Origin of the sequence: Agathobaculum faecis, assembly GCF_014287995.1 — a bacterium.
GTDB classification, from domain to species: domain Bacteria; phylum Bacillota; class Clostridia; order Oscillospirales; family Butyricicoccaceae; genus Agathobaculum; species Agathobaculum ammoniilyticum.
On the sequence record NZ_JACOPL010000002.1, the window covers coordinates 26630 to 50026 of the forward strand.

The 23397-nt window shown below is 49.4% G+C and carries 26 protein-coding genes; 5 read left to right on the top strand and 21 right to left on the bottom strand.

Annotated features, from left to right (window positions below; translation table 11 throughout):
• Positions 1–90 precede the first annotated feature (90 nt).
• The 3 genes from H8S45_RS02080 (at position 91) to H8S45_RS02090 (ending at position 2278) form a co-directional block, all read left to right on the top strand.
• Positions 91–1047 (top strand): ABC transporter permease, encoded by a 957-nt coding sequence (locus H8S45_RS02080; RefSeq protein WP_147573748.1) that lies wholly within the window; start codon positions 91–93, stop codon positions 1045–1047.
• Complete coding sequence (locus H8S45_RS02085; RefSeq protein WP_107631334.1) at positions 1040–1819, top strand: ABC transporter ATP-binding protein; 780 nt, start codon at positions 1040–1042, stop codon at positions 1817–1819. The genes H8S45_RS02080 and H8S45_RS02085 overlap by 8 nt, the downstream gene beginning before the upstream one ends.
• Positions 1820–1894: 75 nt before the next feature.
• Positions 1895–2278: a GNAT family N-acetyltransferase gene (locus H8S45_RS02090; protein ID WP_054326624.1), complete on the top strand. Its 384-nt coding sequence runs from the start codon at positions 1895–1897 to the stop codon at positions 2276–2278.
• A 57-nt stretch (positions 2279–2335) separates the two neighbouring features.
• Here H8S45_RS02090 and H8S45_RS02095 read toward each other — a convergent pair whose 3' ends face one another.
• The 16 genes from H8S45_RS02095 to H8S45_RS02170 form a co-directional block, all read right to left on the bottom strand.
• Positions 2336–2899 (bottom strand): manganese efflux pump MntP, encoded by a 564-nt coding sequence (locus tag H8S45_RS02095; protein WP_054326623.1) that lies wholly within the window; start codon positions 2897–2899, stop codon positions 2336–2338.
• A gap of 547 nt (positions 2900–3446) precedes the next feature.
• Positions 3447–4379: a transketolase family protein gene (locus H8S45_RS02100; RefSeq protein WP_054326622.1), complete on the bottom strand. Its 933-nt coding sequence runs from the start codon at positions 4377–4379 to the stop codon at positions 3447–3449.
• The gene (locus H8S45_RS02105; protein WP_054326621.1) at positions 4372–5217 is read right to left on the bottom strand and encodes a transketolase; all 846 of its coding nucleotides are present in this window, start codon (positions 5215–5217) and stop codon (positions 4372–4374) included. Before H8S45_RS02105 ends, H8S45_RS02100 begins: the two co-directional genes overlap by 8 nt.
• A gap of 59 nt (positions 5218–5276) precedes the next feature.
• A complete protein-coding gene (locus H8S45_RS02110; protein ID WP_054326620.1) occupies positions 5277–6407 on the bottom strand; it encodes an iron-containing alcohol dehydrogenase in 1131 nt (376 codons plus the stop codon).
• A 92-nt stretch (positions 6408–6499) separates the two neighbouring features.
• Positions 6500–7471, bottom strand: a complete 972-nt coding sequence (locus tag H8S45_RS02115) for a transketolase family protein (protein ID WP_054326619.1) — start codon at positions 7469–7471, stop codon at positions 6500–6502.
• A 26-nt stretch (positions 7472–7497) separates the two neighbouring features.
• A complete protein-coding gene (locus tag H8S45_RS02120; RefSeq protein ID WP_054326618.1) occupies positions 7498–8328 on the bottom strand; it encodes a transketolase in 831 nt (276 codons plus the stop codon).
• Between the two features lie 33 nt (positions 8329–8361).
• Positions 8362–9399, bottom strand: a complete 1038-nt coding sequence (locus tag H8S45_RS02125) for an NAD(P)-dependent alcohol dehydrogenase (RefSeq protein ID WP_054326655.1) — start codon at positions 9397–9399, stop codon at positions 8362–8364.
• 13 nt (positions 9400–9412) lie between these two features.
• Entirely contained in the window at positions 9413–10192 is a 780-nt protein-coding gene (locus tag H8S45_RS02130) for an N-acyl homoserine lactonase family protein (RefSeq protein ID WP_054326617.1), read from the bottom strand.
• A 6-nt stretch (positions 10193–10198) separates the two neighbouring features.
• Positions 10199–11284, bottom strand: a complete 1086-nt coding sequence (locus tag H8S45_RS02135) for an alcohol dehydrogenase catalytic domain-containing protein (protein ID WP_054326616.1) — start codon at positions 11282–11284, stop codon at positions 10199–10201.
• Positions 11285–11314: 30 nt separating this feature from the next.
• On the bottom strand, positions 11315–12064 hold the full coding sequence (locus H8S45_RS02140; protein ID WP_054326615.1) for a DeoR/GlpR family DNA-binding transcription regulator: 750 nt from the start codon (positions 12062–12064) through the stop codon (positions 11315–11317).
• A gap of 117 nt (positions 12065–12181) precedes the next feature.
• Positions 12182–12658 (bottom strand): RpiB/LacA/LacB family sugar-phosphate isomerase, encoded by a 477-nt coding sequence (locus H8S45_RS02145; protein WP_054326614.1) that lies wholly within the window; start codon positions 12656–12658, stop codon positions 12182–12184.
• Positions 12659–12893: 235 nt separating this feature from the next.
• Complete coding sequence (locus tag H8S45_RS02150) at positions 12894–13637, bottom strand: ABC transporter ATP-binding protein (RefSeq protein ID WP_054326613.1); 744 nt, start codon at positions 13635–13637, stop codon at positions 12894–12896.
• Between the two features lie 41 nt (positions 13638–13678).
• Positions 13679–14440, bottom strand: a complete 762-nt coding sequence (locus H8S45_RS02155; RefSeq protein WP_054326612.1) for an ABC transporter ATP-binding protein — start codon at positions 14438–14440, stop codon at positions 13679–13681.
• Positions 14410–15198 carry an ABC transporter permease gene (locus tag H8S45_RS02160; protein ID WP_054326611.1) on the bottom strand — a complete coding sequence of 263 codons (789 nt, stop codon included), beginning with the start codon at positions 15196–15198 and terminating at the stop codon, positions 14410–14412. Before H8S45_RS02160 ends, H8S45_RS02155 begins: the two co-directional genes overlap by 31 nt.
• Complete coding sequence (locus H8S45_RS02165) at positions 15195–15986, bottom strand: ABC transporter permease (protein ID WP_147573751.1); 792 nt, start codon at positions 15984–15986, stop codon at positions 15195–15197. Before H8S45_RS02165 ends, H8S45_RS02160 begins: the two co-directional genes overlap by 4 nt.
• A 105-nt stretch (positions 15987–16091) precedes the next feature.
• Complete coding sequence (locus H8S45_RS02170; RefSeq protein WP_082396882.1) at positions 16092–17204, bottom strand: ABC transporter substrate-binding protein; 1113 nt, start codon at positions 17202–17204, stop codon at positions 16092–16094.
• 400 nt (positions 17205–17604) lie between these two features.
• Between H8S45_RS02170 and H8S45_RS02175 the strand changes: the two genes are divergently transcribed.
• On the top strand, positions 17605–18657 hold the full coding sequence (locus H8S45_RS02175; RefSeq protein WP_054326608.1) for a zinc-binding dehydrogenase: 1053 nt from the start codon (positions 17605–17607) through the stop codon (positions 18655–18657).
• Between the two features lie 100 nt (positions 18658–18757).
• Here H8S45_RS02175 and H8S45_RS02180 read toward each other — a convergent pair whose 3' ends face one another.
• The 3 genes from H8S45_RS02180 to H8S45_RS02190 all read right to left on the bottom strand — a co-directional run bounded on the left by H8S45_RS02180 (position 18758) and on the right by H8S45_RS02190 (position 21317).
• Positions 18758–19507, bottom strand: a complete 750-nt coding sequence (locus H8S45_RS02180) for a DeoR/GlpR family DNA-binding transcription regulator (RefSeq protein ID WP_186949484.1) — start codon at positions 19505–19507, stop codon at positions 18758–18760.
• Positions 19508–19894: 387 nt separating this feature from the next.
• A complete protein-coding gene (locus H8S45_RS02185) occupies positions 19895–20743 on the bottom strand; it encodes a sugar phosphate isomerase/epimerase family protein (protein ID WP_082396880.1) in 849 nt (282 codons plus the stop codon).
• 16 nt (positions 20744–20759) lie between these two features.
• Entirely contained in the window at positions 20760–21317 is a 558-nt protein-coding gene (locus tag H8S45_RS02190) for a VOC family protein (RefSeq protein ID WP_054326605.1), read from the bottom strand.
• Positions 21318–22013: 696 nt separating this feature from the next.
• Here H8S45_RS02190 and H8S45_RS16835 point away from each other — a divergent pair.
• Positions 22014–22280 carry a DNA-3-methyladenine glycosylase family protein gene (locus tag H8S45_RS16835; protein ID WP_390125103.1) on the top strand — a complete coding sequence of 89 codons (267 nt, stop codon included), beginning with the start codon at positions 22014–22016 and terminating at the stop codon, positions 22278–22280.
• 83 nt (positions 22281–22363) lie between these two features.
• Here H8S45_RS16835 and H8S45_RS02200 read toward each other — a convergent pair whose 3' ends face one another.
• Positions 22364–22723 (bottom strand): molecular chaperone Hsp90, encoded by a 360-nt coding sequence (locus H8S45_RS02200; RefSeq protein WP_107631347.1) that lies wholly within the window; start codon positions 22721–22723, stop codon positions 22364–22366.
• Positions 22724–22838: 115 nt separating this feature from the next.
• Positions 22839–23315, bottom strand: coding sequence for a phage holin family protein (locus H8S45_RS02205; RefSeq protein WP_082396878.1), 477 nt, complete (start codon positions 23313–23315; stop codon positions 22839–22841).
• Positions 23316–23397: the final 82 nt, after the last annotated feature.

The window sequence follows — 23397 nt, forward strand, 5'->3', positions numbered from 1 at the left end:
AAAAGGCTTTGCTTTTCCGCTTTTTTTTGTTATACTATATGTAATGTGCTTTTGCACTTTATCAGATGATTACTTATTGGGGGAATCAAAGTGGAATTCTTCTCCAACCTGCTGTCCGCGCTGCCCGGCGCGGCGGCACAGGGTTTGATCTGGGGCCTGATGGCGATCGGCGTGTTCATCACGTTCCGCGTGCTCGACCTGGCCGACCTGACGGTAGACGGCACCATGGCCACAGGCGGCGCGGTGTGCATCATGCTGATGACGAGCGGTGTCAACGTCTGGGTGGCGCTGCTGTGCGCGTTCATCGCGGGCATGCTGGCCGGCCTGATTACCGGTATCCTGCATACCTTTATGGGCATACCCGCGATCCTCGCCGGTATCCTGACGCAGCTTGCGCTGTTCTCCATCAACCTGCGCATCATGGATAAAAAGGCCAACATGGCGATCAACCCGAACAATTATGACCTGCTGGTATCGCTGCGCAACGTCAAGCAGCTCACCCTCGAAAACCCAATCTTTGTCGCGGGGGTGTTCACCGTGATCGTGATTGCGGCGCTGTACTGGTTCTTCGGCACCTCGCTCGGCTGCGCTATCCGCGCCACCGGCGCCAACCCGAACATGAGCCGCGCACAGGGCATCAACGTCAATTTCAACAAGGTGCTCGGCCTGATGCTGTCCAACGGCCTGGTCGCGCTGGCCAGCGCGCTGTACTGCCAGTACCAGGGCTTCGCGGATGTCAACGCCGGCCGCGGCGCGATCGTTATCGGCCTGGCGGCGGTCATCATTGGCGAGGTCGTGTTCAGCCGCATTTTCCGCAACTTCGCGCTGCGCCTGCTGGGCGTGGCGTTCGGCGCGGTGATCTACTATGTGGTCATCCAGGTGGTGCTGACCGCCGGCCTGGACACCAACGACCTCAAGCTCATCACCGCAGCGGTCGTGGCGGTCTTCCTCGCCATCCCCTACTGGAAGAACAAATACTTCAAGGGCGCGGCCAAGGCGGTCGCCAAGTCCGGCGGCACGGAAAAGGAGGAGGACGGCAATGCTTGAGCTGAAGGGCATCTATAAAACGTTCAACGCGGGTACGGTCAACGAAAAGCGCGCCATCGACGGCCTGGATTTGACGCTGGAAAACGGCGATTTCGTCACGGTTATCGGCGGCAACGGCGCGGGCAAGTCCACCACGCTCAACCTGATCGCGGGCGTGTATCCGGTGGACGCGGGCCTGATCCGCTTAAACGGCTTCAACCTCACGAACCTGCCCGAGCATAAGCGCGCGCGCTTCCTCGGCCGTGTATTTCAGGACCCCATGATGGGTACGGCCGCCACCATGGGCATTGAGGAAAACCTCGCCCTGGCCTACCGGCGCGGCAAGTCGCGCGGCCTGGGCCACGGCATTACCAATGAGGAACGCGCCCTCTACCATGAAAAGCTCGCCACGCTCGGCCTCGGGCTGGAGGACCGCATGACCAGCAAGGTCGGCCTGCTGTCCGGCGGGCAGCGCCAGGCGCTGACGCTGCTGATGGCGACGCTGCAGAAGCCCGATCTGCTGCTGCTCGACGAGCACACCGCCGCGCTCGACCCCAAGACCGCAGACAAGGTGCTGCAGCTCACCGAGGAGATTGTCGCGCGCGACAACCTGACCACGCTGATGGTCACGCACAACATGAAAAACGCGATCCAGTACGGCAACCGCCTGATTATGATGGACGCGGGCAAGGTGATCGTCGATATCCGCGGGGAGGAAAAGAAAAACCTCACCGTGCGCGACCTGCTGGAAAAGTTCAATATCGAAAACGACCGCATGCTGCTCAGCGAATAACGGCGGCAGCCGGTTTCAGGAAAAAGGGCGCTTGTTTAGGCGCCCTTTTTCCCATATGATAAGAGGAGGATGAATATGGAATACAAGGTGGACGACCGGACGCTGCGCGCGGATGTGTTTCTCCCTTTCGTCAATGCGGTATGGCCGGGGGAATATGATCGGGAGCGGACGCAGACCGCGTTATCCAAAACCATCAATATCACCGCGTATGACAGCGGGACGCTTGTGGGATGCCTGCGCATCCTTTCGGACGGTTATTACTTTGGGACCATCACCGAGCTACTCGTCCTTCCCTCGCACCAGAGGCGGGGGATCCGCAGCCGGCTGCTCCGGCTCGCCCAAGCGCATACCCCGACCATGCTGTACTTCGGCGCGCAGCCGGAGGCGCAGGCGTTTTATGAGAAAAACGGCTGCCCGCGCGGGCTGACCGCGTACACTATCCCCAAAGACCACCGCTGATCCGCTTTTGCAGAAAAGGACGCCTTCCGGCGTCCTTTTCTCCTGTTTTGGCGACCATTACCCCAACACGCCCAGATGCTCAAGCAGGATCTTGAGCCCCATCAGGATCAGCACAACGCCGCCAAACAGCTCCGCACGGGCTTTATACTTCGCCCCGAATACGTGTCCTATCTTAACGCCCGCGCAGGACAGGCTAAAGGTCGTGGCCCCGATAAAGCACACCGCCGACACGATATCCACCTGCAGAAACGCGAACGTCACGCCCACGGCCAGCGCATCGATGCTGGTCGCCACCGCGAGCGGCAGCATTGTGGCAAAGGAAAAGGAATCGCTCAGGCTTTCCTCCTCCTGCGCGCGCGACTCGCGGACCATGTTGCCGCCGATCAGGGCCAGCAGCACAAACGCGATCCAATGATCCACGCTGGTAATCAGCGTTTGGAACCGCACCCCGAGCGCGAACCCGATCAGCGGCATGAGCATCTGGAAACCGCCGAAATACAGCCCCGTGACCAGCGCATGCCGCAGCCTGAGCGTGCGTACGCTCAACCCCTTGCAGATGGATACCGCAAACGCGTCCATGGACAGCCCCACCGCGATAATGAACAGCTCCAACAAACCCATTTCTTGTCCTCCTTGTCGTACACGGGCGGCAGAAAAGCATAAAAAATAAGACCCATCTGCCTCCTCGAACAGATAAGTCTCGTCATTTCATGCAAAGCCAGAGGAGCGTCCTCCCCAGTATGTTGGCCCTGCCGCACGGCTGGAACGCTCCGTGCCGACTACTCCCTTATTGCGCTTTATCATACCATATGCAGGCGCAGAAGTCAATATGATCTGCGGCAGGAGATGCGGGTTTACAGCGTATATTTCATCATATTATACAAATTAATATATTTACTTTTGTGCTATTTGTTTAAATATCGTCTTGTTTTCTCCTCTCAAACCGCGTATGATAAATACCATCCAAAAATCAAACCGCAAGGGAGGCCACAGAACATGAACAAGTTTTTGCAGGCGATCTGCACCATGAGTGAGCGCTCGATCGAGAACAATACCTATGTGCGCTATCTGATCCGTCAGTACAACATGCCGGAAAAGAAAAAGCGCGGCTGAGCCTGCGCCAAAGGGATGCCCCCATCCGAAGCGAATGCTTCGGATGGGGGTATTTTTATGCTTGCGCAAAGGCGGCCACGGCTTGGGCAATGCTTGCCGCGTCAAGGCCGTATAGCTGCGCCATATCGGGATATTCGCCGGAGCTGGTGTAAATATGCGGAGCGCCGATGCGTTTGATGCGGACCGGACAGTCCTCTGCACATATGTCGGCCACGATCGAGCCTAATCCACCGACGGTAAAATGCTCCTCCACCGTGACGATCTTTCCTGTCTCTGCCGCTTTGTGGATGGCATCACGGTCGATCGGCCGCAGTGTGTGGATCCCCACCACTGTCGGACGCAGGCCGGAGGCTTTGAGCTGTTCCACAGCCTCCAGTACATTCGGTGTCAGGTTTCCGGTCGAAATAATCGAAATATCGGATCCTTCCTCGTAAATGACCGCTTTTCCCAGTTCAAAAGGGCGGCGCACTTCCGGTACCGGCAACGCGGAGTTGTGAACGCGCATATAGACTGGCCCGCGATAGGTCAGCATGGCCTGGAAACAATCCTCCAGCTCATAGGCGTCCTGCGGTGCAAGAATCATCACATCAGGTATCGCCCGTACCAGTGCAATATCATCCAGTCCATAATGAGTCGGTCCCAGATCTGAATAGCTGAAGCCGCAATTCCGGCCGATCACCTTAACATTCTGGTGCATATAGCCGAGATCGATGCGGAAAAACTCATACGGTCGGCCAGTGACGAATGGGGCGGGGGCGCAAAAGATTGGCGTCAGGCCGCAGGTCGCCATACCGGAGGCCACACTTTCCGCACCGGCCTCCATAATACCCATTTCATAAAACCGGTCAGGGTACTTTTCAATAAACGGCCCAAAACCGGAATTCGGTCCGCTGTCCGCGGACAGCAGAACAATGCTGGGGTCCTTTTCCGCCGCCGCCATCATGCAGTCACTAAGCGCATTTTTAAAGCTCTTTACCTGATTACTCATTCTCAAGCGCCTCCAATTCTGCAGCATTTTCCTGTTCCGCCAGCTCCATCTCCTCAGGAGTCGGCAGCCAGAAATGGTATTTCCCTACATTTTCGGCCTTGGAAAAGCCCTTTCCTTTAATGGTTTTCGCAATAATCAGCGAAGGTCTTCCCTTTTCAAACGGCAGCGCATCCAATATCTGCACGATCTGTGCCATGTCGTGTCCGTCGATCTCACGAACCACCCAGCCAAAGCCCTCGAAATGCGCACGAATCGGTGAAAAATCCATGATGCGGGTCACATCTCCGCCAATCTGTAGGCCGTTGTTATCGACAATGGCAGTCAGATTATCCAGTTTATAATGGTGGGCGATTGCTGCCCCCTCCCAGTTCGTCCCCTCGGCAAGTTCACCATCCCCTAAGATGGTAAAAACCCGGGAGTCAAGCCCCTTTGCGCGTAATGCCAGCGCCATACCGCAGGCAATCGACAGGCCATGTCCCAGCGCGCCGGTATTTGCTTCAATTCCGGGCAGCTTTTTCATATCTGGATGCCCGGGCATGCGGCAGTTCAGACAGCCATAAGTATCCAGCAGGTCCTCTGGAAAAAAGCCTTTTTGGCACAGCGCGGTATATTGTGCAAGGCATTTGTGTCCTGCGGAAAGCACGAACCGGTCGCGGTCTTCCAGCTCCGGATTGTTGGGATCTACTTTCATTGTATGGAAATACAGCGCAGTCACGATATCAATACAGGAATTCGCGCCGCCCAAGTGTCCCGCCTTATGCGCCTTGCACATGCGGAGGATCTTTTGCCGGCATTTTGCCGCCGTAACCCGTAGTTCCTTGAGTTCTGTGTTGTTCATAAATCAATTCACACCTTTCTGATCGTCACAAGGCTTTTGTTCAGTTTTTCTTTTGCCGCTTAAAAACGGCGGCGGTAGATCTCAGCTGCCTGTTCCCGGGTGAATGGCACATAGCTCGCTACAAGTAAACGCTGCTTTGAGGCAAAAATGCTTTCGGTAAAGGGCTTGATATCCTGCTCTGTCATTCCCGTTTCCCGCAAAGGACGGTTGGGATACAGCTGGTTCAGCATTTTCTCCAAACGCTCAAACACAGGTGCTTCCCCGGCAAAGCCCGCTTCCTGTAGCGGCTTTTCTACAATGTCTTTCAACTCGGCAAGCGCCCCCTCCGGCCTAATCTGGTCATATATGGAGAATACGGCGGTCAAAAACTGGTAGATAGACTCACCGTGGCTTATTTTGTACTTTTCTCCCAGAGGATATGCCAACGCATGTACCGGACCCGCGCCGCCATTATTCACCGCCATGCCCGCCAGACAGCTTGCCTGGATAAAATCCTTTGCCAGCAGCGCTTTATACGCGGCACCTTTTTCGATCAGCTGCCTGTAGCCATTCAGGATCAACTGCACGGCCCGCGCCCCAACCGCGCGCGCCATCTCATTACCACGCGCAGCGGATACATAGGATTCCATCGAATGTCCCAGCGCGTCTACCGAGCAGTGAATGAAAAATTTAATCGGCAGTTCCGCTACCAGTTCGGGTACCAACACCGCATGGTCCGCGCTCAGGCGTTCATCCATAATCGCGGTTTTAAGGCCGGTGTCTTTCATTGTGATAATGCCGCCAAACGTTACCTCACTGCCCGTGCCGCAGGTCGTCGGCAGAATAATAAGCTGCTTATCCGTTTCAAAGGGCTGTTCTCCCCGTATTATCCGTCCTATCGGCCGGGCATCGCGAATGATCAGCACCTTTGCAATGTCGATCACGCTGCCGCCACCAACTGCAACCACGCGGTCGATTGGGAACGGCTGCATATCGGCCAGTATCTGATCTACGGTTTCCTCTTTCGGTTCCCCCGCATCGTATTTGTCCTTGAGAATGATCGGGCAGGACAGGCCCGCAGCTTTGATAAACCGTTCGTACAAAAACGTCTCGGTCAGCAGCAGGTCGCGCGGACCAAGTGCAAACTCTGCTGCAAACGCGGCAAATGTATCAATACAATGGACTTTAGGCTTGACACAAAATAACTGCATAGATATCTCCTCCCCTACAGAAAGGCAATGATCGTTCCAGCCGCCCGCCCCTGTCTTGGGCAGGCGGCTGGCTTCACGAGACATACCCCCGGTTATTTTTTGGCTGAAATCGCGTCCTTGGCCGCCGCCGCCACGTCGGCCGCAGTCATTTTCATGCAGATCTGTAGCTCGGGCGTGGTAGCGACCTCTCCGAAGCGATCCTGTATGCCGATACGGCGCAGCGGTGCAGCACAGCCGCCCTCGGCCAATACCTCTGCAACTGCAGAACCAAGTCCGCCGATTATGGAATGGTTTTCCGCGGTTACGATCGCACCGGTTTCGGCCGCGCATTTCAGGATGCACACCTTGTCGATCGGCTTGATGCAGAACATATCCACGACACGGGCTGAGATGCCTTCTGCCATCAGCTTTTTCGCGGCTTCCATGCAGGTCGTCAACATCAGGTTGCCCTCCGCAATCAGTGTCACATCCGTACCTTCAACCACTACATTGGCCTTGCCGATCTCGAACGTAGAGCCTTCCTCATAGATTTTAATATTACCCGTGCGCTGGACACGAAGATAAAACACACCCTCGGTATTCGCTGCCTGATCGACTGCCCATTTCATCATTACTGTATCGGTCGGCTCAAGGATCGTAATTCCCGCGATGGGCCGCATGAGTGCCAGATCCTCGTTCGCCTGATGCGTGCCTCCGTTTTCCCCTGCAGAGATTGCGGGATCGGATCCAACGATTTTAACGTTGTTCTGCGCATAAGCACAGGAGATGTAATTCTGGTCGCACATGCGGCGCGACGCAAACGCGGCAAATGAATGACAGAATGGGATTTTGCCGACTGCTGCCATCCCGGCGGAAACCGAAGCTAGCGATTGCTCTGCGATGCCGATATCAAAAAAACGCTCCGGATATGCTGCTTTAAACTGTGGCGCGTTAATGCAGTTGGCCAGATCGGCTTCCACGTCAACGATATTTTCGTTTTTCGCGGCCTGCGCGAGCAACTCATCCATATAGGCGCCCTTGAGGTCAAGTTCCTCGACAATATTTTCCTTTGCAAGCTTGATCATGTCCTGTTTTCCTCCTCTTTCCAATCTCAAAGCGCGGCCAGCTCGGCCTTGAGCGCCTCGATTGCGCCCGCGACCATCGCATGATCCATGCCCTTAACGCCGTGGTTACCGTTCACGGCCTCCTTTTCCGGCCAGCCCTTGCCCTTAACCGTGCGCAGGTTGATGAAACCCGGCTTGCCGGCGGCGCGGCACTGCGCGACCGCATCCGCGATCGCGGCACAATCATGGCCATCTACATCAAGTGCGAACCAACCGAAATCCTCTGCTTTCCGGCGCATGTCGCCCAACGGGCATATGGTATCGGTGAAATCATCAAGCTGTTGTTTGTTGTTATCCAGCATAATGATGAAATTATCCAGCTTTTGTGCGGGTGCGATTTGCATAGTCTCCCAGACCTGTCCCTCCTGCGCTTCCCCATCACCGATAATAGCGAAAACCGTGTTCTTCTTTCCGGAAAGCTTGAGGCCCATTGCCATCCCGCAGGCGCACGAAACACCCTGTCCCAGTGAACCGGCCGTCATATCGATGCCCGGTGTCAGATTTTTATCCACATGGCTGGGAAGATGCGTACCCAGGTGGTTGAGCGTATACAACCAGTCCATCGGGAAAAAGCCGCGCAGCGCAAGCGCCGAATACAGTGCCGGCCCACAGTGCCCCTTGGACAGTACCAGGTAATCACGATCCTCCCACTGCGGATTTTTCGGATCATGCCGCAGCACGCCGGCATACAATACCGCAATCGCGTCCGCAATCGACAAGCTGCCGCCGACATGGCCGTGCGAGTGCTCGGCCAGCATATCTAGCACATGAATACGGATCTCATATGCCAGCCTTTTCATTTCTGTTACATTGCTCATGTTTTTCGTCCTTTCCTTATTTGAAATAATCCTCTATTCCATTGTGATAACCGCTTTGACGCAGTTCACTTTGTCATCCACCGCATGATCAAACGCCTGCTGTGCCTGTTCAAACGGGTAGGAGGCGGAAACAATCCGCTTTACATCAATCCGACCTGATGCAACGGCCTGAAGCGCGATAGGATAAGTGTTGCAGTAGCGGAATACCGCGCGCACCTCTGCTTCTTTTTTATATAGATTGCGAAAGCTGAACGGCACGTCCGGCATGATGTTGCCGACCATGACAATCGTTCCCCCGCGCCCAACGATATGGCTGGTCTGCGCTGCCGTAACCGGACTGCCCGCTGTTTCAAAAACGATATCAACTCCTGCCCCGCCGGTCAGTTTCATAATCTGTTCGACCGTATTCTGTGTACCTGAGTTTACCGTGTCGGTCGCACCGAGTGCGAGCGCCTTATTCAGATGGCTGTCAAACAGATCGCAAACGATAATGCGCGATGCGCCCCAAGCCTTTGCCGCAAGCAGCGTGCATAGACCAATACAGCCGCCGCCCAATATAGCGACCGTTTTCCCAATCGTTACACCGCTGCGCTGTGCTGCGTGTATGCCGACGGAAAGCGGTTCCAGCAGCGCACCTTCTGTCATAGACAGATTATCCGGCAGCCGGTATGTTTTGAATGCCGGATATTTAATGTAGCGTTTGAGCGCGCCCTCCACCGGCGGCGTTGCCAGAAAGACAACATCCGGACAGAGATTATAACGCCCGCTCTCACAAAACGCGCATTTTCCGCAGGGGACACCCGGCTCGATTGCTACACGGTCTCCTACCTGAAAATCCTTTACATTTTCCCCGACCTGGTACACAACGCCGGCCGCTTCATGCCCCAAAACAAACGGCAGCGAATTTGGGAAAATTGAAAACGCCTTTCCCTCATAGAAATGCATGTCTGAGCCGCAAATGCCAACGCTCTTAACCGCAATCCCCAGCTCGTCTGTGCCGACCTCCGGCATGGAAACGTTGCACAGCTCAAATTTGCGTACATCCGTCATGACCATTGCTTGGTTCTGCATATTGCTCCACCTTTCAATCATAATAGCCCTCCATTGATTTGGTCAGCGTGCGGAACTGCTCCATATCATGGCCAAACAGGATATCTGCCCCTTCGTCTTGACTACGCTGGACAATACGCTCCACGGTTTTTACATAACCCTTGGCATCATATGCGATACCGGCGATCTGTACCGGTGGGCCGATGTGCTCCTTTGTATAGATAGTATCCGCTGCCAGCAGATATTTCGCGCCGCTGTCCAGTTCTGCCAGGATTCCCAGCATGCCATAGGAGTGGCCCGGTCCAAAATTCAGGATACGAAGCCCGGGCAACAGAGTAAATTCCTCTATATCCTCCGGCACCGGCCTCCATCTGATTTCTGCCTTGAGCCAGCTTTCGATATCCGACTGCATATGGAAGCCGGAGAAATCACGGCGGACATAATCACGCAGAGTTTTGCAGAGTTCCGTCCTACTGACGATTACCTCGGCATTCGGAAAAAATTTCAACCCACCTGCATGATCGATGTGCAGGTGCGACACCACCACATACCGGATATCGTCACACGCAAGGCCGAGTTGTGCAAGCCGTTCCTGCACATACCCGTTTTCGCCCGCGATGTAAGGGTTCACCTGCATATGCGCAGGCCAGGCGCCGCTCATGCCGTCCGGATCGCATCCTGTGTCAAACAGTACATATCCCTCCGGCGTATCAAATAGAAAGCTGTGGATCGGTATATCCGCTGTGCCTCCGCCTGTTACCTTGTTGTCACTTATAATACGGATCACACCGTTATCCAGCACATACATTTTCATACGCGTTCAAGCCTCCGGTACGAATGGGGCGTTTGGGTCTCCATTTGGATGAATAACCACCTTAAGCGCGGATTTATCTGTTTTATTGGTGTCCAGCGCGTGGAAATAGTCATCCAACGAAAAGGTATGTGTGACAAGTGTGCTCACATTGCACTTACCACTCCCCATATATTCGACCGCGCGCGGAAAATTATTGACCTGGCAGCTTACGCCAATATAGCTCTGGTTATTATAATGCAAATTATTTAGGAATTGAGCCGGGTTTTCCAGGGAAATAGCAGCATGATAGCTGCCATACTGAATCATGCGGCCACCTTTTTTAAGCAGCTTGACAAGGGTTTCCACCATAGACCAAGCGCCAGAAGTATCAATGATGCAGTCTATCCCATCTGGGAATGCCGCGCGCAGCTTTTTCAGGTTAGCTTGCTGGTCATTCCGGTCAATCAGCAGTGTTGGTACACCATAGCTTGCCAAAGTGTCCAACCTTGATTGCACCAGCCCGACCGCGACCGACCGCATCGCGTTGGAGAAATGGCAGAGCTGTGCAAGGATGATGCCGTGCGGTCCCATACCGCTGACGACAACTTGCTCGCCCGGCCGAATATTCGCTCGATCGAGAGCTTCTATCGCACAGGCAACCGGTTCGGCCACACTTGCTTCATCAAAGGAGAGGGTGTCAGGCAGCTTGACAACATTATCCTGACGGATAACCAGATACTGGGCAAAACCGCCATTGATGTTATGTCCGAGGGAGCCAAAGTTTTCACAGAACAGCGCCTTCCCGTTTTTGCAGTACCAGCACTTGCCGCATGGAACCGCATTATCCGCGGTCACTCGGTCGCCGGGCTGGAATGTCGTAACATTTTCCCCGACCTCCTGCACATAGCCTGCGAATTCATGCCCGTTAATCACAGGGTAACGCGCCAATCCGGTGCCGGTGGTATCATGCCCGATCTCTGCCCATTTACAGATGCCGCACGCCATCACCTTGATAATCACGTCATCCGCTCCGCAGGATGGATATGGAACCAGCTTGACAGAAGCGTTTTCTCTGCCGGCCTTTTCATAGACCAGCGCCTTCATCATCTTCATGCTGTGCTTTCCTCTCCTTTTCGATTTTATTTACTTTGCCACGATCACCTTAACGCCCAGCTTATCCAAATGGGTGGCAAGATCTGGGGAGGCGATCGGCTCGGAGGTAACGATGCAGTCTATCTCCTCAAATCGCGCAAATACCATAAGCGCGTCAATGTCAAATTTTCCGTGTTCAATCAACAAGATTACCTGGTCCGCAGCACGGATAAACGCCCGTTTGACTTCGGCCTGAAACGGTGTAACGCAGCTCAGTCCCTCCGTCCCCCGCACGCCGGTTGTGGATAAAAACAGCTTAGAAACATGAATCCGGCTTACATACTCCTCCACTTCTCTTCCAACCAGCGCGGCTTCCCGCACCCGCAGAAAACCGCCGGTCAGATAGGTCTGTATTTCTCCATGCGTTGAATACAAATGTGCGACTGGGATGGAATTTGTGACAATGGACAGGTTTTTCATTCCAACCATCTGATAGGCAAGCGCAAGGGTTGAGAAACCAGAATCGAGCAGCAGAGCGTCCCCCTCCTCAACCAGCTTGACTGCCGCACGGGCAATCGCAATTTTATCGGCTGAAAATTCCTTCATATGTACTATTTCAGGCTGGATATATTTGGCGTAGCCGTGCGTGCGCAAAATATATCCGTTCTTTTCCAGAAACGTCAAATCGCGACGAATTGTAGCGGGTGAATCTCCGACCCTGCGGATAATGTCGTTCACCGACATCTTTTCCTCCCGCACCAGCATGTCATATATTTTTTCCCTGCGCTCATCATTTTTCATACGCTACCTCGCCCACCATGGCTTCAAAACAAAGACTTTTCCGGCTACGTTCCGGTCATTTTCTGAAGCCGTTTACATTCCCCTGCCGAAAGCGCCTGTTATCCGCTTTGCCGTATTTTATTTGCCAAACTGCTCGTCTTCATAAGTAGCAAGATCCTTAGCACCATTTTTGATACGCTGTACGCGGAACTCCGGCAAACCCTGCCCCCATTCTGTTTTCATAAAAACGTCAATCATCTCGCATGCCATACGAAGGCTGGTCGTCGTTCCTCCCAATGCAATGATATTGGCGTCATTTACAATTCGGCTTTCGCGTGCCGCATACCAGCTTTCACACAACGCACAGCGAGCGCCTTTATTTTTATTTGTTGCAATGCTGATCCCCATTCCTGTTCCGCACATCACAACACCGCGATCACATTCGCCGCCTGTTACTTTTTCCGCTACGTTTCTGCCCACGATCATGTACGGGACAACATTCTCCTGATCTGTTGTTCCAACTTCCACAACCTCATGTCCCATAGCCCTCAGGTGCTCCAGTACCCCAGCACGAAGCTCCAGTCCGCCAGGATCTACACCAAATGCAATTTTCATTTCAACCTCTCCTTTTTGATTATAAAAAGATTTTTATGATTATATTTTAATCTTTTATTGATTAATAATCAATATTTTTTTGTTTTTTCATCGTTATATACAATTATTGATTAATTAATTTGTATATAAATAATTTTATAGTCATACTTCTATCAACAAAACAGACTTATTGAATTTATTCTATGAGTTAATCTATTTTTTTTATTGTTATATTAAAAAATCCAAACATTTATATTTACCACCACTTGATCATTTCGGTGATATGCTCACGATATTCTATAAACTGTGCATCCGCAACATTCCGAGGATACGGTAAATCAATATTTACCTCCTCTTTGATTGTTGTAGGCTTGGGCGACATAATCAGGCAGCGTTGTGCCAAATATACGGCTTCCTCGACATTGTGGGTAATAAATATAACGGTGGCTCCGGTTTCTTTCCAAAGCTTGATGACCTCATCCTCCAGATAGTATCTCATTTTGATATCCATTTGTCCGTATGGCTCATCCATAAGCAGCAGGTCTGGATACATCGCAAAGCTTCTGCCAATGACAACGCGCTGCTGCGCGCTGGCAGATAGTTCTCTTGGATAAGCGTTCATTACTTTCTCCAATCCGAGTAATTTTGCCATCCGGGCAACACGTTTATCAATTTCATCCTTTGAATAATGCTTGATCTCTAAATTAAAGCGTAAATTTTTTTCTACGGTCAGCCAAGGAAAGGCAGATGGCTCTTGAAATACAAAGCTCAAATTATGCTTTTTGGGGTCTGCAGGCTCTCCATCAATCAGGATCTCCCCTGCGGTCGGTTCAATCAGCTTTACCAGAAGGTTTAAAAAGGTAGTTTTCCCACATCCTGTGGGACCTACAATGCAAACAAATTCCCCCTTTTTTATATCAAACGAAGCATTATCCAAAACCAGCAGATCGCCAAATTTCTTTGTTAAATTACGGACTTTAACCTTGGTTTCCTCGCTCACAAAAGCACCTCCAGCTATTGATAAAGTAATAGGAACCTGAATTACAGCGCCAGATCCACTTTGGAAGCAATTTCATTGCGCAGTTCCAAAAAACGCGGATCCATATTGTTGCGTGGACGGGGCAGATCAGGAACAAACTCCTCCACCACTTGACAGGGCTTATTGCTGAGCAAAACAATCCGATCACCCAAGGTAACCGCTTCCTCCACATTATTGGTGATAAATACAATCGTGCATTTTTTCTGCTGCCATATACGCAGGATCTCTTCCTGCATTTGATACCGCGTTTGCGCATCGAGCGCGCCAAAGGGTTCATCCATTAAAATAATGTCAGAATTTGTCGCATAGGCCCGTGCGATACCGACTCGCTGCTTCATTCCTCCGGATAGCTGGGATGGATAACTTTTCTCAAATCCCTCTAGTCCCACTAGTTTAATGTATTCCATTGCTTCCTTGCGTCGCTTTTCCTTTGGAACCCCTTTAAATTTTCCATTCATCTCCACGTTCTCCAGAACGGTTTTCCAGGGATAGATCGCATACTGCTGAAATACAACGCCTATATTTCCATATACCTTTCGATTATCAGAATAAATGACCTGTCCTGCATCCGGCTCCTCCAGCTGCGCCATAACATTTAACAAAACGGTTTTTCCGCATTGGCCTGGCCCAAACAGAACAAGGAATTCATTTTCGCGTACCTCCAGGCTGATACCATCCAATACTTGCAGAGTACCGTTTTTGGTCGTAAAGCTCTTTTTAATGTCTTTTAGAACTACTTTTGTTTCAGGTATAGCCACGGACATAACACCCTTTCCAGTTTTGTAAATAGAAAATTGTATACAGCACAACCAACTGCTATCAGAATCATAGTCGCCATGACCATCTCATAATTCATACTGTCCATTGCAGATAAAATCACATATCCGAGGCCCGACCGGGCGACGATCATCTCTGACGCAACAACGCTCATCCAGCAACTGCCTAGCGAGGTTCTCATCCCTGCCACAATAGCCGGAATACTGTCCGGAAGGACGATATTCTTTAGCATGTTTGTATTGTTGGCACCCAAAATTTTGCCTGCCTTTATCAGTGTGGGGTCAACATGCGTCATACCATGGTAAGTATTGAGGCAGATCGGCACAAACGCACCGAATACGATCATGATGATGTTTGTTTTATCCCCAATCCCGAACCACAGGATAAATAATGGGATCCACGCAAGACCCGGCACCGGACGGATCATTTCAAAAATCGGCTGAAAAATCGCCCGGAAGGTTTTGAACCATCCCATAAGTACACCGAGTACGATGCCTATAATACATGAGAATACAAAACCTAGCGTAATGCGCTTCATGCTCGCGCCAATATGGACCAGAAGGGATGCGCTGCCTACTCTTTTCCGCTCAAACATTTCCACCAGCATAGAGACGGTTTCAATCGGTGTCGGTACGCGGGTATTGAGTCCGTAGATATGCCAGGCAATAAAAAACAGAACAACGGAAATAATGGAGAGAATCCATTTCCAATTACTGAAAAATTCTAAATTTTTTAACTGCTTCATTTCGGTTCCTCCGTAGACCAGGGCGCTATATTCCGTTCCAGAATACTCATCACATAGTTAATCAAGAAGCCGATGATACCTATTACCACAACACCGAGGAAGATCAGGTCTGTATCCATCAGCTTTCTTCCCTGATTCATCATATAACCCAAGCCAATCGTTGCAGCAACCATTTCAGCCGCTACCAGCGTAGCAAAAGCAATACCGAGAGAAATGCGCAGGCCTGTAAAAATCATGGGGATGGCAGATGGGATACCCACTCTAAAAAACATCTGCGCCCGCGAGGCTCCTCCAACCTGTGCAACATTCAAAAGCACCTTTTTGGTTCCTCTGATGCCCGTCCATGTATTGATTGTCAGCGAAACCATAGAACCAATAAAAATAATGCAAACCTTGCCGCTGTCGCCAATCCCGAATATCAGTAATACGATCGGCACCCATGCAAGCGTTGGAATCGGACGGAGCATTTCAAATATCGGGCGAAAAAAGCGTTCTGCCCCCTCAAAGAATCCCATCAGCAGGCCAAGGGGGATACCAATGATACAAGCCATGGCAAAGCCTTCTAAAACAATACGCAGGCTCGCCCAGGTATTCGCCTGAATGGTGGCGCCGTCCGGATATTCTGAACTAAGCTTTTCGATAAACAACTCAATGACTGAAGACGGTGCAGAAAGCTTGCCTGGGTCCACCAGTCCCAGACGGACAATCAGTTCCCATCCCACAAAAAAAACGATCAGCGAAATTACGCTTATCACCGTATACCGGTTCAGCTTTTTCTTCTTTTGCATTTACTAATGATCTCCTTTTAAAGATATGGCTGCTTGCACAGGTAGGTGAAAGCAGCCATATACCAATCCATAGCGTTACCTAATATCACACGTCAGGTCAAGGAGTTAGCTTTGTTCCGCCTCCAGCTCATCCAACGCGGCAAGGATAATGTCGTCGGCAATATAATCATCAGCGTTATATTCTGCAAACACCTCATCACTCATCTGATCCACAGAGTTCATAAATTCTGCAATCTTCATAAACCCATTGGCACAGATGCTGTCTTCGCCGCCCTCAAAATATTGACGGCTCCATTCCAGTGTAGGCATCTTGTAAAATGCACAGTCATTTGCTGCGCTCTCCTCGGTAACATCGACGTTATATTCGCTCTGCCAAATGTACATCCATTCTTTAAATAGGTCATCATCGTTTGCAAACTCATTTTGCGCGCGCATGACGCCCTTTGCAAACCCTTTCAGCGCTTCCTGTTTATTTTCCAGAGCATCTGGGCAGGCCATGATGGTTGCGATATTATCATAATCCGGATACAGTTCATCCAGGGAAGCTACCATTGTATAGTGCTCCGGATCCGCCTCAAATTCATTCCAGTTGGGGATGCCTGCTACCATAACGTCTCCCTCACCAGCTGCAAACGCTGCGGGGATCTGGTTCTGCTCCATATCGATCGAGGTCACATCATCGCTTGTCAGACCCAGCATCTCAAGAATGGCATTGATCGTATAGTGTCCGGACTGGCCCTTGGTCCAAAGCACAGTCGAGTTTTTCCATGCATCCGCCGATCCATAAATATTCGGATACTTTTCAATATGCCCCTGACCCGAAGTAATGATCTCGGAATCATTGCGCGCATACACACGGTAGGCCGCGTTGTCCGGGGCAAGATAGCAAAGCAGCTGGGAGCCAAAAGTCGTTGCGCCAGTCGTCGACATCATGCTTCCAAGAGAATACAAATCGATCTCCCCAGCGCGGGCCGCGTCATTGATCGAAGTACCGCTGTTGAAAAATGTAATCTGGAGGTCAACGCCGTAGTCCTCAAAATACCCCTGCTGCAGCGCATACCAAACCGTTACAGAGGTTGCAGTCGAGGGTGCGCCATAGAGCAATGTGGTCAGTTCGCTTCCATCAGAGCTAGTGGAGACATCATCGTTGCTGTTGCCACAGCCAACCAGTGCAAAGATCAGGGACAATGCTAAAATAGTACTGACTAACCTTTTCATAATATCCTCCTAATTTTGCTGCGCTACAGAAAAAATCAGAATTTCTTATTTTATAATCTTTTTCTGTTCTGTTGCAGCTTTATTATGATCACAATTATATATTCGCTCACTTGATATGTCAATATTGATAAATTATATAAATATTTATCAATCATTTTATGATCATTTCACAACTATTTTTTTCTTATATTTTAAATCCTATAAATTATTTGTTATATAACACAAATAGATAGATATTATTTTATTTATTTTCGTAGTTTTGTGTGTACATCGCCGCTTTATTCTTGACTTTCTTTTTGAAATAATATATCCTATATCTATCGTATAATCAATTTTACAATCACTATAAAATCAATTAATGTGTTTTATCCTCATTATAAAAGAATAAGGAGTGATTATAATGAAGGCTGTCTACCGGTATGGTTATGAGCCAAGGCAATATGAATTCCGTGATATGCCGGATCCAACCTGCGGTCCGGAAGATGTCATTATAGAGGTCAAATACGCTGCCATATGCGGTTCTGATGTTGCTACATATTTTAATGGGGGTGAAAAGGGAGGCATTTGCATTGTCGGGCATGAATTTGCCGGTACTGTAGTGCAGGTCGGCAGCCAGGTATCCGATTGGAAGCCCGGCGACCGTGTTGTTTCCGATAACACAGGACATGTCTGCGGAAAATGCCATGCCTGTACCAGCGGGTTATTCCTCAACTGTATGGAACGAGTTGCCCTTGGCTATGGCATGGATGGCGGTTTTGCCAAATATGTCAAAATACCAGGAGAGATCCTTCGTATCCATAAATGGGCTTTAATGCGTATCCCTGATGGGGTCCCTTATGAATACGCTGCCATCCTGGACCCTATCTGTAATGCTTATAAAGCTGTAGCTCAGGAATCCGGCTTACGGCCGGGCGAAAGCGCAATTGTTTTTGGCCCCGGTCCAATCGGGCTTTTAGCGACGCAGTTCTGCCATATCATGGGCGCAAAGGATGTCATAATGGTTGGCCTTTCTGCTGATAAAGCGCTTCGGCTTGATGTAGCATATGAAATGGGGGTTACTGAATTCATTGCATCGGATGCCGAGGACTTTGTTTCCCGCATCCACGAGGTTTGTGGAGTGGAAGGGGCTGATGTAGCGATAGACTGTGCCGGAGCCCCCTCAGTGCTCCTCCAGGCCATTTCTGGTGTGCGCAAGGATGGGACCATTGTTAAGGTTGGCGCGAGTACTGCTCCACTAAATTTTTCATTGAATGATTTAACATACCGCGCGCAGATTGTGAAGGGCCACCATGCCTATGATGTCATCTCATGGAGAAATTGCCTTGGCCTTCTTTCTAAAAACATGCTTCGGCTTGATCCGCTTATTACGCATATCCTCCCCTTGGAACAATGGGAGCGCGGCATCCATATGATGCGCAACCGTGAGGGCATAAAAATACTCCTGCAGCCTTAACCTTTCAATAAAAAACTGGTTTGGGACATAGTTCCCAAACCAGTTTTTTATTGTGATTCTATTCAAAACCTATACTGCAAAAGCATAAAGCTATATGTATTCATTGTTCCGCTATAATCAATTCCACCTGATTCTTTTCCAAGGCCATCAACTGCGCCTGATTCCTGATGGGCTGATCCACAATAATAATATCTAAATTTTTGAAGTCTGCAAATACACGAAGCGAATCCTTTTCAAACTTTTTTGCGTCGGCGAGTACAACAACTTTTTCCGAAGCTTCAATCAACGCACTCTTCAGGTTTGCTTGGAACGGTGTAACACAAGCCAGCCCCTGTGTTCCCCGCACACCTGTGGTTGTTAAAAACAAAATAGGGAATTTCATTGTACGAATATATTTTTCCGCCTCCGGACCAACCAGAGCTTCCTGCCTTCCCTCCAGATATCCGCCGATCACATAAGTCGTAACGTTGGTTGCCGCCAAAACATTAGCAGCGGTCAGTGAATTAGTAATCACCGTAATATCATCACGATTCGTTATTTGCTGCGCCAATGCCAGAGCAGAAGCGCCGGAGTCCAAAAAGATCGTCGAATTTGCCGGTATCAGTTTTGCTGCTTCCCGGGCAACCGCTACCTGCCCATCCGTTATCCTGATCTGGTGGACAATATCAGGCTGGATATATTTCGCATAGCCACGGCTTCTGCTGATATATCCGTTTTCCTCTAAAAAAGTTAAGTCTCTTCGGATTGTTGCTGGAGACTCTTTCATTATTTCGATCAAATGATTGACGGAAACAATACCATTTTTCATTAAATAATGAATAATATCCTGTCGCCGCTTTTCTATGTTCATAATGAGCCCCTCTATTTTATTATTATTTCCCTTTAAAATGACAAAAAAAGTCTAAAATCCTGTATATGTTTATATTAACAGTACAAGAAAGTAATGTCAATTATCTTTTGCCTGATACATCCTTTTTCTGACAATCTGTTTTTTCTTTCCAGAGGAGCTGCCGGTTTCTGAAAATACAAACCGGTTTCCAGCCTAACATCATGCCACTTCAAAGCAGTCGCCTGCTTTTATATGGTATGATACCAAATACTATTGAAAGCAATCCATATCCAATAAAAGCTGGAAATACAAGCACATATCCGCCAAGCCAGAACAGCAGACCCTGAAATAAAAGCACTATCACATCCAATGAAGCCATCATATATCGTCTGTGTAAGATTGTTTTTGTCATAGCACCTGTTGTTGCAGTGCTCTGTGGATGGTTTTCAAATCCATATGGGCAAGTGCGTCAAAGTTATCTTGCTCGGAGAGCGGGGAAGCTGTATAGTAATTTTCCGTAATGTAGCTTCCCTGATAGCCAAGCGTTTGAATGATGTTCATAACTTCATCAAAATGTCCGCAGCCCTGCCCGAGCAGGGTGCATCCGATACAATTATCTGGTCCATCCTTCAGGTGAAAATGATCGATTTTATTTAACCCGATCTGTTTGATTTCCTCTCGGGGATCAGCGGTATGGAATCGGATGGGATTAAAAATATCATAGCATATTCGTAAGGAAGGGCCGACTATATCACACATCCGTTTGATTTCCCAAACATCTAATGCGCTTTCAAATACGACCGTAATATCCTTTTCCCCTGCAATTTCGCACGCCGCGCGCAATGATTCAGAAAACTGAACAAAATCCCTTTCATTTTTTATCTGGCACATGAAGCCGGATGTAAGCATCAAACGTGGGATCTCCAGTGCGTAGCATGCCTTGACAGCTTCACATATGCTTTCCAAACCAACTCTTCCACATGCACTATCCAAGGGATGAATCATACAGGCCTGCCTGCATAATGTCCATAAATGTAGTGAATGGATTTGTAGCCCTGTATGATCGATTGCCCGGCGGTATTCATCCTGAATTCGTTGATCTGATAATGGATAACCGGCCTCCGATCCTCCCCTCTCTGCAATTTGTATGCAATCGAAGCCGATACGGGCTGCACATTCTATTGCCTCTACACCAACAAAAGGTAATACCCATTCGCAAATCCCTACTCGCTTCCTGTTACTATCCATATATGTCATCTATATCCTCCTATCGTCAGTTTCCGACATATCCTTCTGGATTTCCTGCAAGGGGATGGTTGGCCAATGGACCAACAACAATATTTCCGGCCTCAATAATAATTCCAAGCAGATCGCGTAAATCGTAAAAATAAAAATCTTTCTTTTCTCCATTCGGCATGGGTGCGCCCATCGTACCACAGGTCAGCGGTGGGATTCCCATTTGTTCCATTTTTTGAATAAATACCGTCCTGTCATGGATTTTACATGCGATATGATGAATTCCATTCTTTCCACCATTCTGGATCAGAAAATCTGAATATGGGTTTCCTAAGTTCTTATCCAACGGTTCAATGATTTCAAAGTCGATTCCACCCAAATCAAACCGATAATACTTTATATAAAATTCACAGTGCTTCCCAAGATATCTAGCCCCATCGAATTCACCACGGTCATAAAAATCTTTTGTACATCTTTTAATCAAAGTTGATTCATCTATATCAAATAGTTCACGAAAATTTTTCATTACCGCTTCCATATCATTCACGCAAATACTAACCTGAAATATAAGATCAATTTTTATTTTATCACTCATTTTTATCCTTTCCTTTCTATTATTCTTTATATATAATATTTTTTGCAACCAAATATATTATTTTAGATTATTCCATTAAAAATACGTTTTATTATGTATTATTGATTGTAATATGATATTATTTGATTATATTTTAATTTATATATATTGAATATGCAAGTTTTTTCCCATATAACCTGTTTTTTTGTAGCATTATACAAATCAGATTCTTATTTCTTGTTATACATCCTTTAACTACCTATAGTTAAATCCTACTAAAAAAGGGTATTGCCATATTGACGGTCCTTCCCCCACCTATCCATTATCCTTGTTTTCCATCCTGCAATATGATAGAACCAATATGTAAACCGCACGATCCTGCTGCAAATGAGGTGTCTGCCACTTGTATTTTCAATATGGCAAAGCGGAAACGGATTATCTAAAAAAGAAAGACGCCCGATTGGGCGCGTTGATCGATCAAATCGGTCCGATCCGCCGTGAGACCGACCCCGACCTGTTTTCCGCAGTTGTCCACCACATTGTCGGGCAGCAGATATCCACCAAAGCCCAGACTACCATCTGGAACCGGATGCGGGAAGCGCTCGGCACAGTTGACGCGAAAACCGTCATATCCGCCGGTTCCGCAAGGCGGAATATATCCTCGATTTTGCCCGCAAGGTCCAAAATGGCGCGTTTGATCTGGAACAGGTCTGGCATATGTCGGATGCGGAGGCGGTCGCCGCGCTTTCTTCCCTCAGGGGGATCGGCGCATGGACCGCGGAAATGATCCTTCTGTTCTGTATGGAGCGACCGGATGTATTCAGCTTTGATGATCTAGCAATCCAGCGCGGGCTGTGCATGGTGTACCATCACAGAAAGATCGACCGCCGTTTGTTTGAGAAATACCGCCGCCGGTTCAGCCCCTTTTGCAGTGTTGCAAGCCTGTATCTATGGGCTGTCGCAGGTGGGGCTGTGGAAAGATGAACGACTACGCGCCAGTACACAAAAAAGCGCGGGAAAATAAAAAAGCCGGAGATTTTCTCCGGCTTTTTTCCAACGATTAACGCTTATTTTAAAATATCTTCCTTTTTCGCAAGGATGTCCGCTACAATCGCGCACGCGGGGCAATCACAATATTGTGCTCCTGCCGCCTTTATCTCTTTGGCATGAGCCACAATACCGGCCGCAGTATCCGCGCCGAAATACGCCGCGCCTTGTTCCGACCCTGCAAATCCAATCAGGTTATCGATCGGCATGATATCCGCTTCCAGCTCCTCAACATACTTGCCTGTCTGCTCCTTTTCCGCAGCCGTACCGACCGCAGACAGCCAGGCTTGCGCAGCGGCTTTTGTTTCGCTGCTGCAGGTTGGCGCCTGCATCAGTTCATGCGTTTTGGCGGTAACATACTCCAGTATTTGTCTATCCATTGATCATATCCCCGCTTTCTTTATAAGGATTTGTCCTTATTCTATCATGCCAGTACACAAAGCGCAAGATGGCACCGTCTACCCCTGAAAAAAACATCCTACTCTGTCGTTTTTTTTACTTTTCTTCCCCGCTGTCCTTCGGAATCACCCGATCGCCCGCATCATTTACAACCGTCCGCACTGCGTTCAGTCCCTTGACGAATATTTCCGGTACGTCGATGCCCAGCGCCACCATATTTTCCACAATGGAGGTCAGTTCATTGATGATATACACCGCCAGTACAAACCAGCCCAAAAGCTGCAGAAAGCCCAAATCAACTCCAAGCTGCGCCCCCAGTGAAATCAGGAAGCCCGATACCGAGAACGCAATTGCGATAATCACCCAATAGCTGACCTTTTTCAAAACGCCGCGCGCCCCTTTCTCGCTCGACAGCGTTTGGGTTGCCCTTGATTTTGCATACCCGTATATGCAGTCGATCACATTGAGCGCCAGGAACAGAAGGAACACAAACCAGTATTCCCCAAATATCCACGTCAGAACCGCGATCACTGCGCCCCACAGCAAATTTGCCTTGTCAAAAAATTCCTGCATTTTTTCTCTCCTTTTTCTGATTTTTCCCATACCTATGGATAACTCCCCATCCCCGCCGCATGCCATACCACAGTCCGGTCAT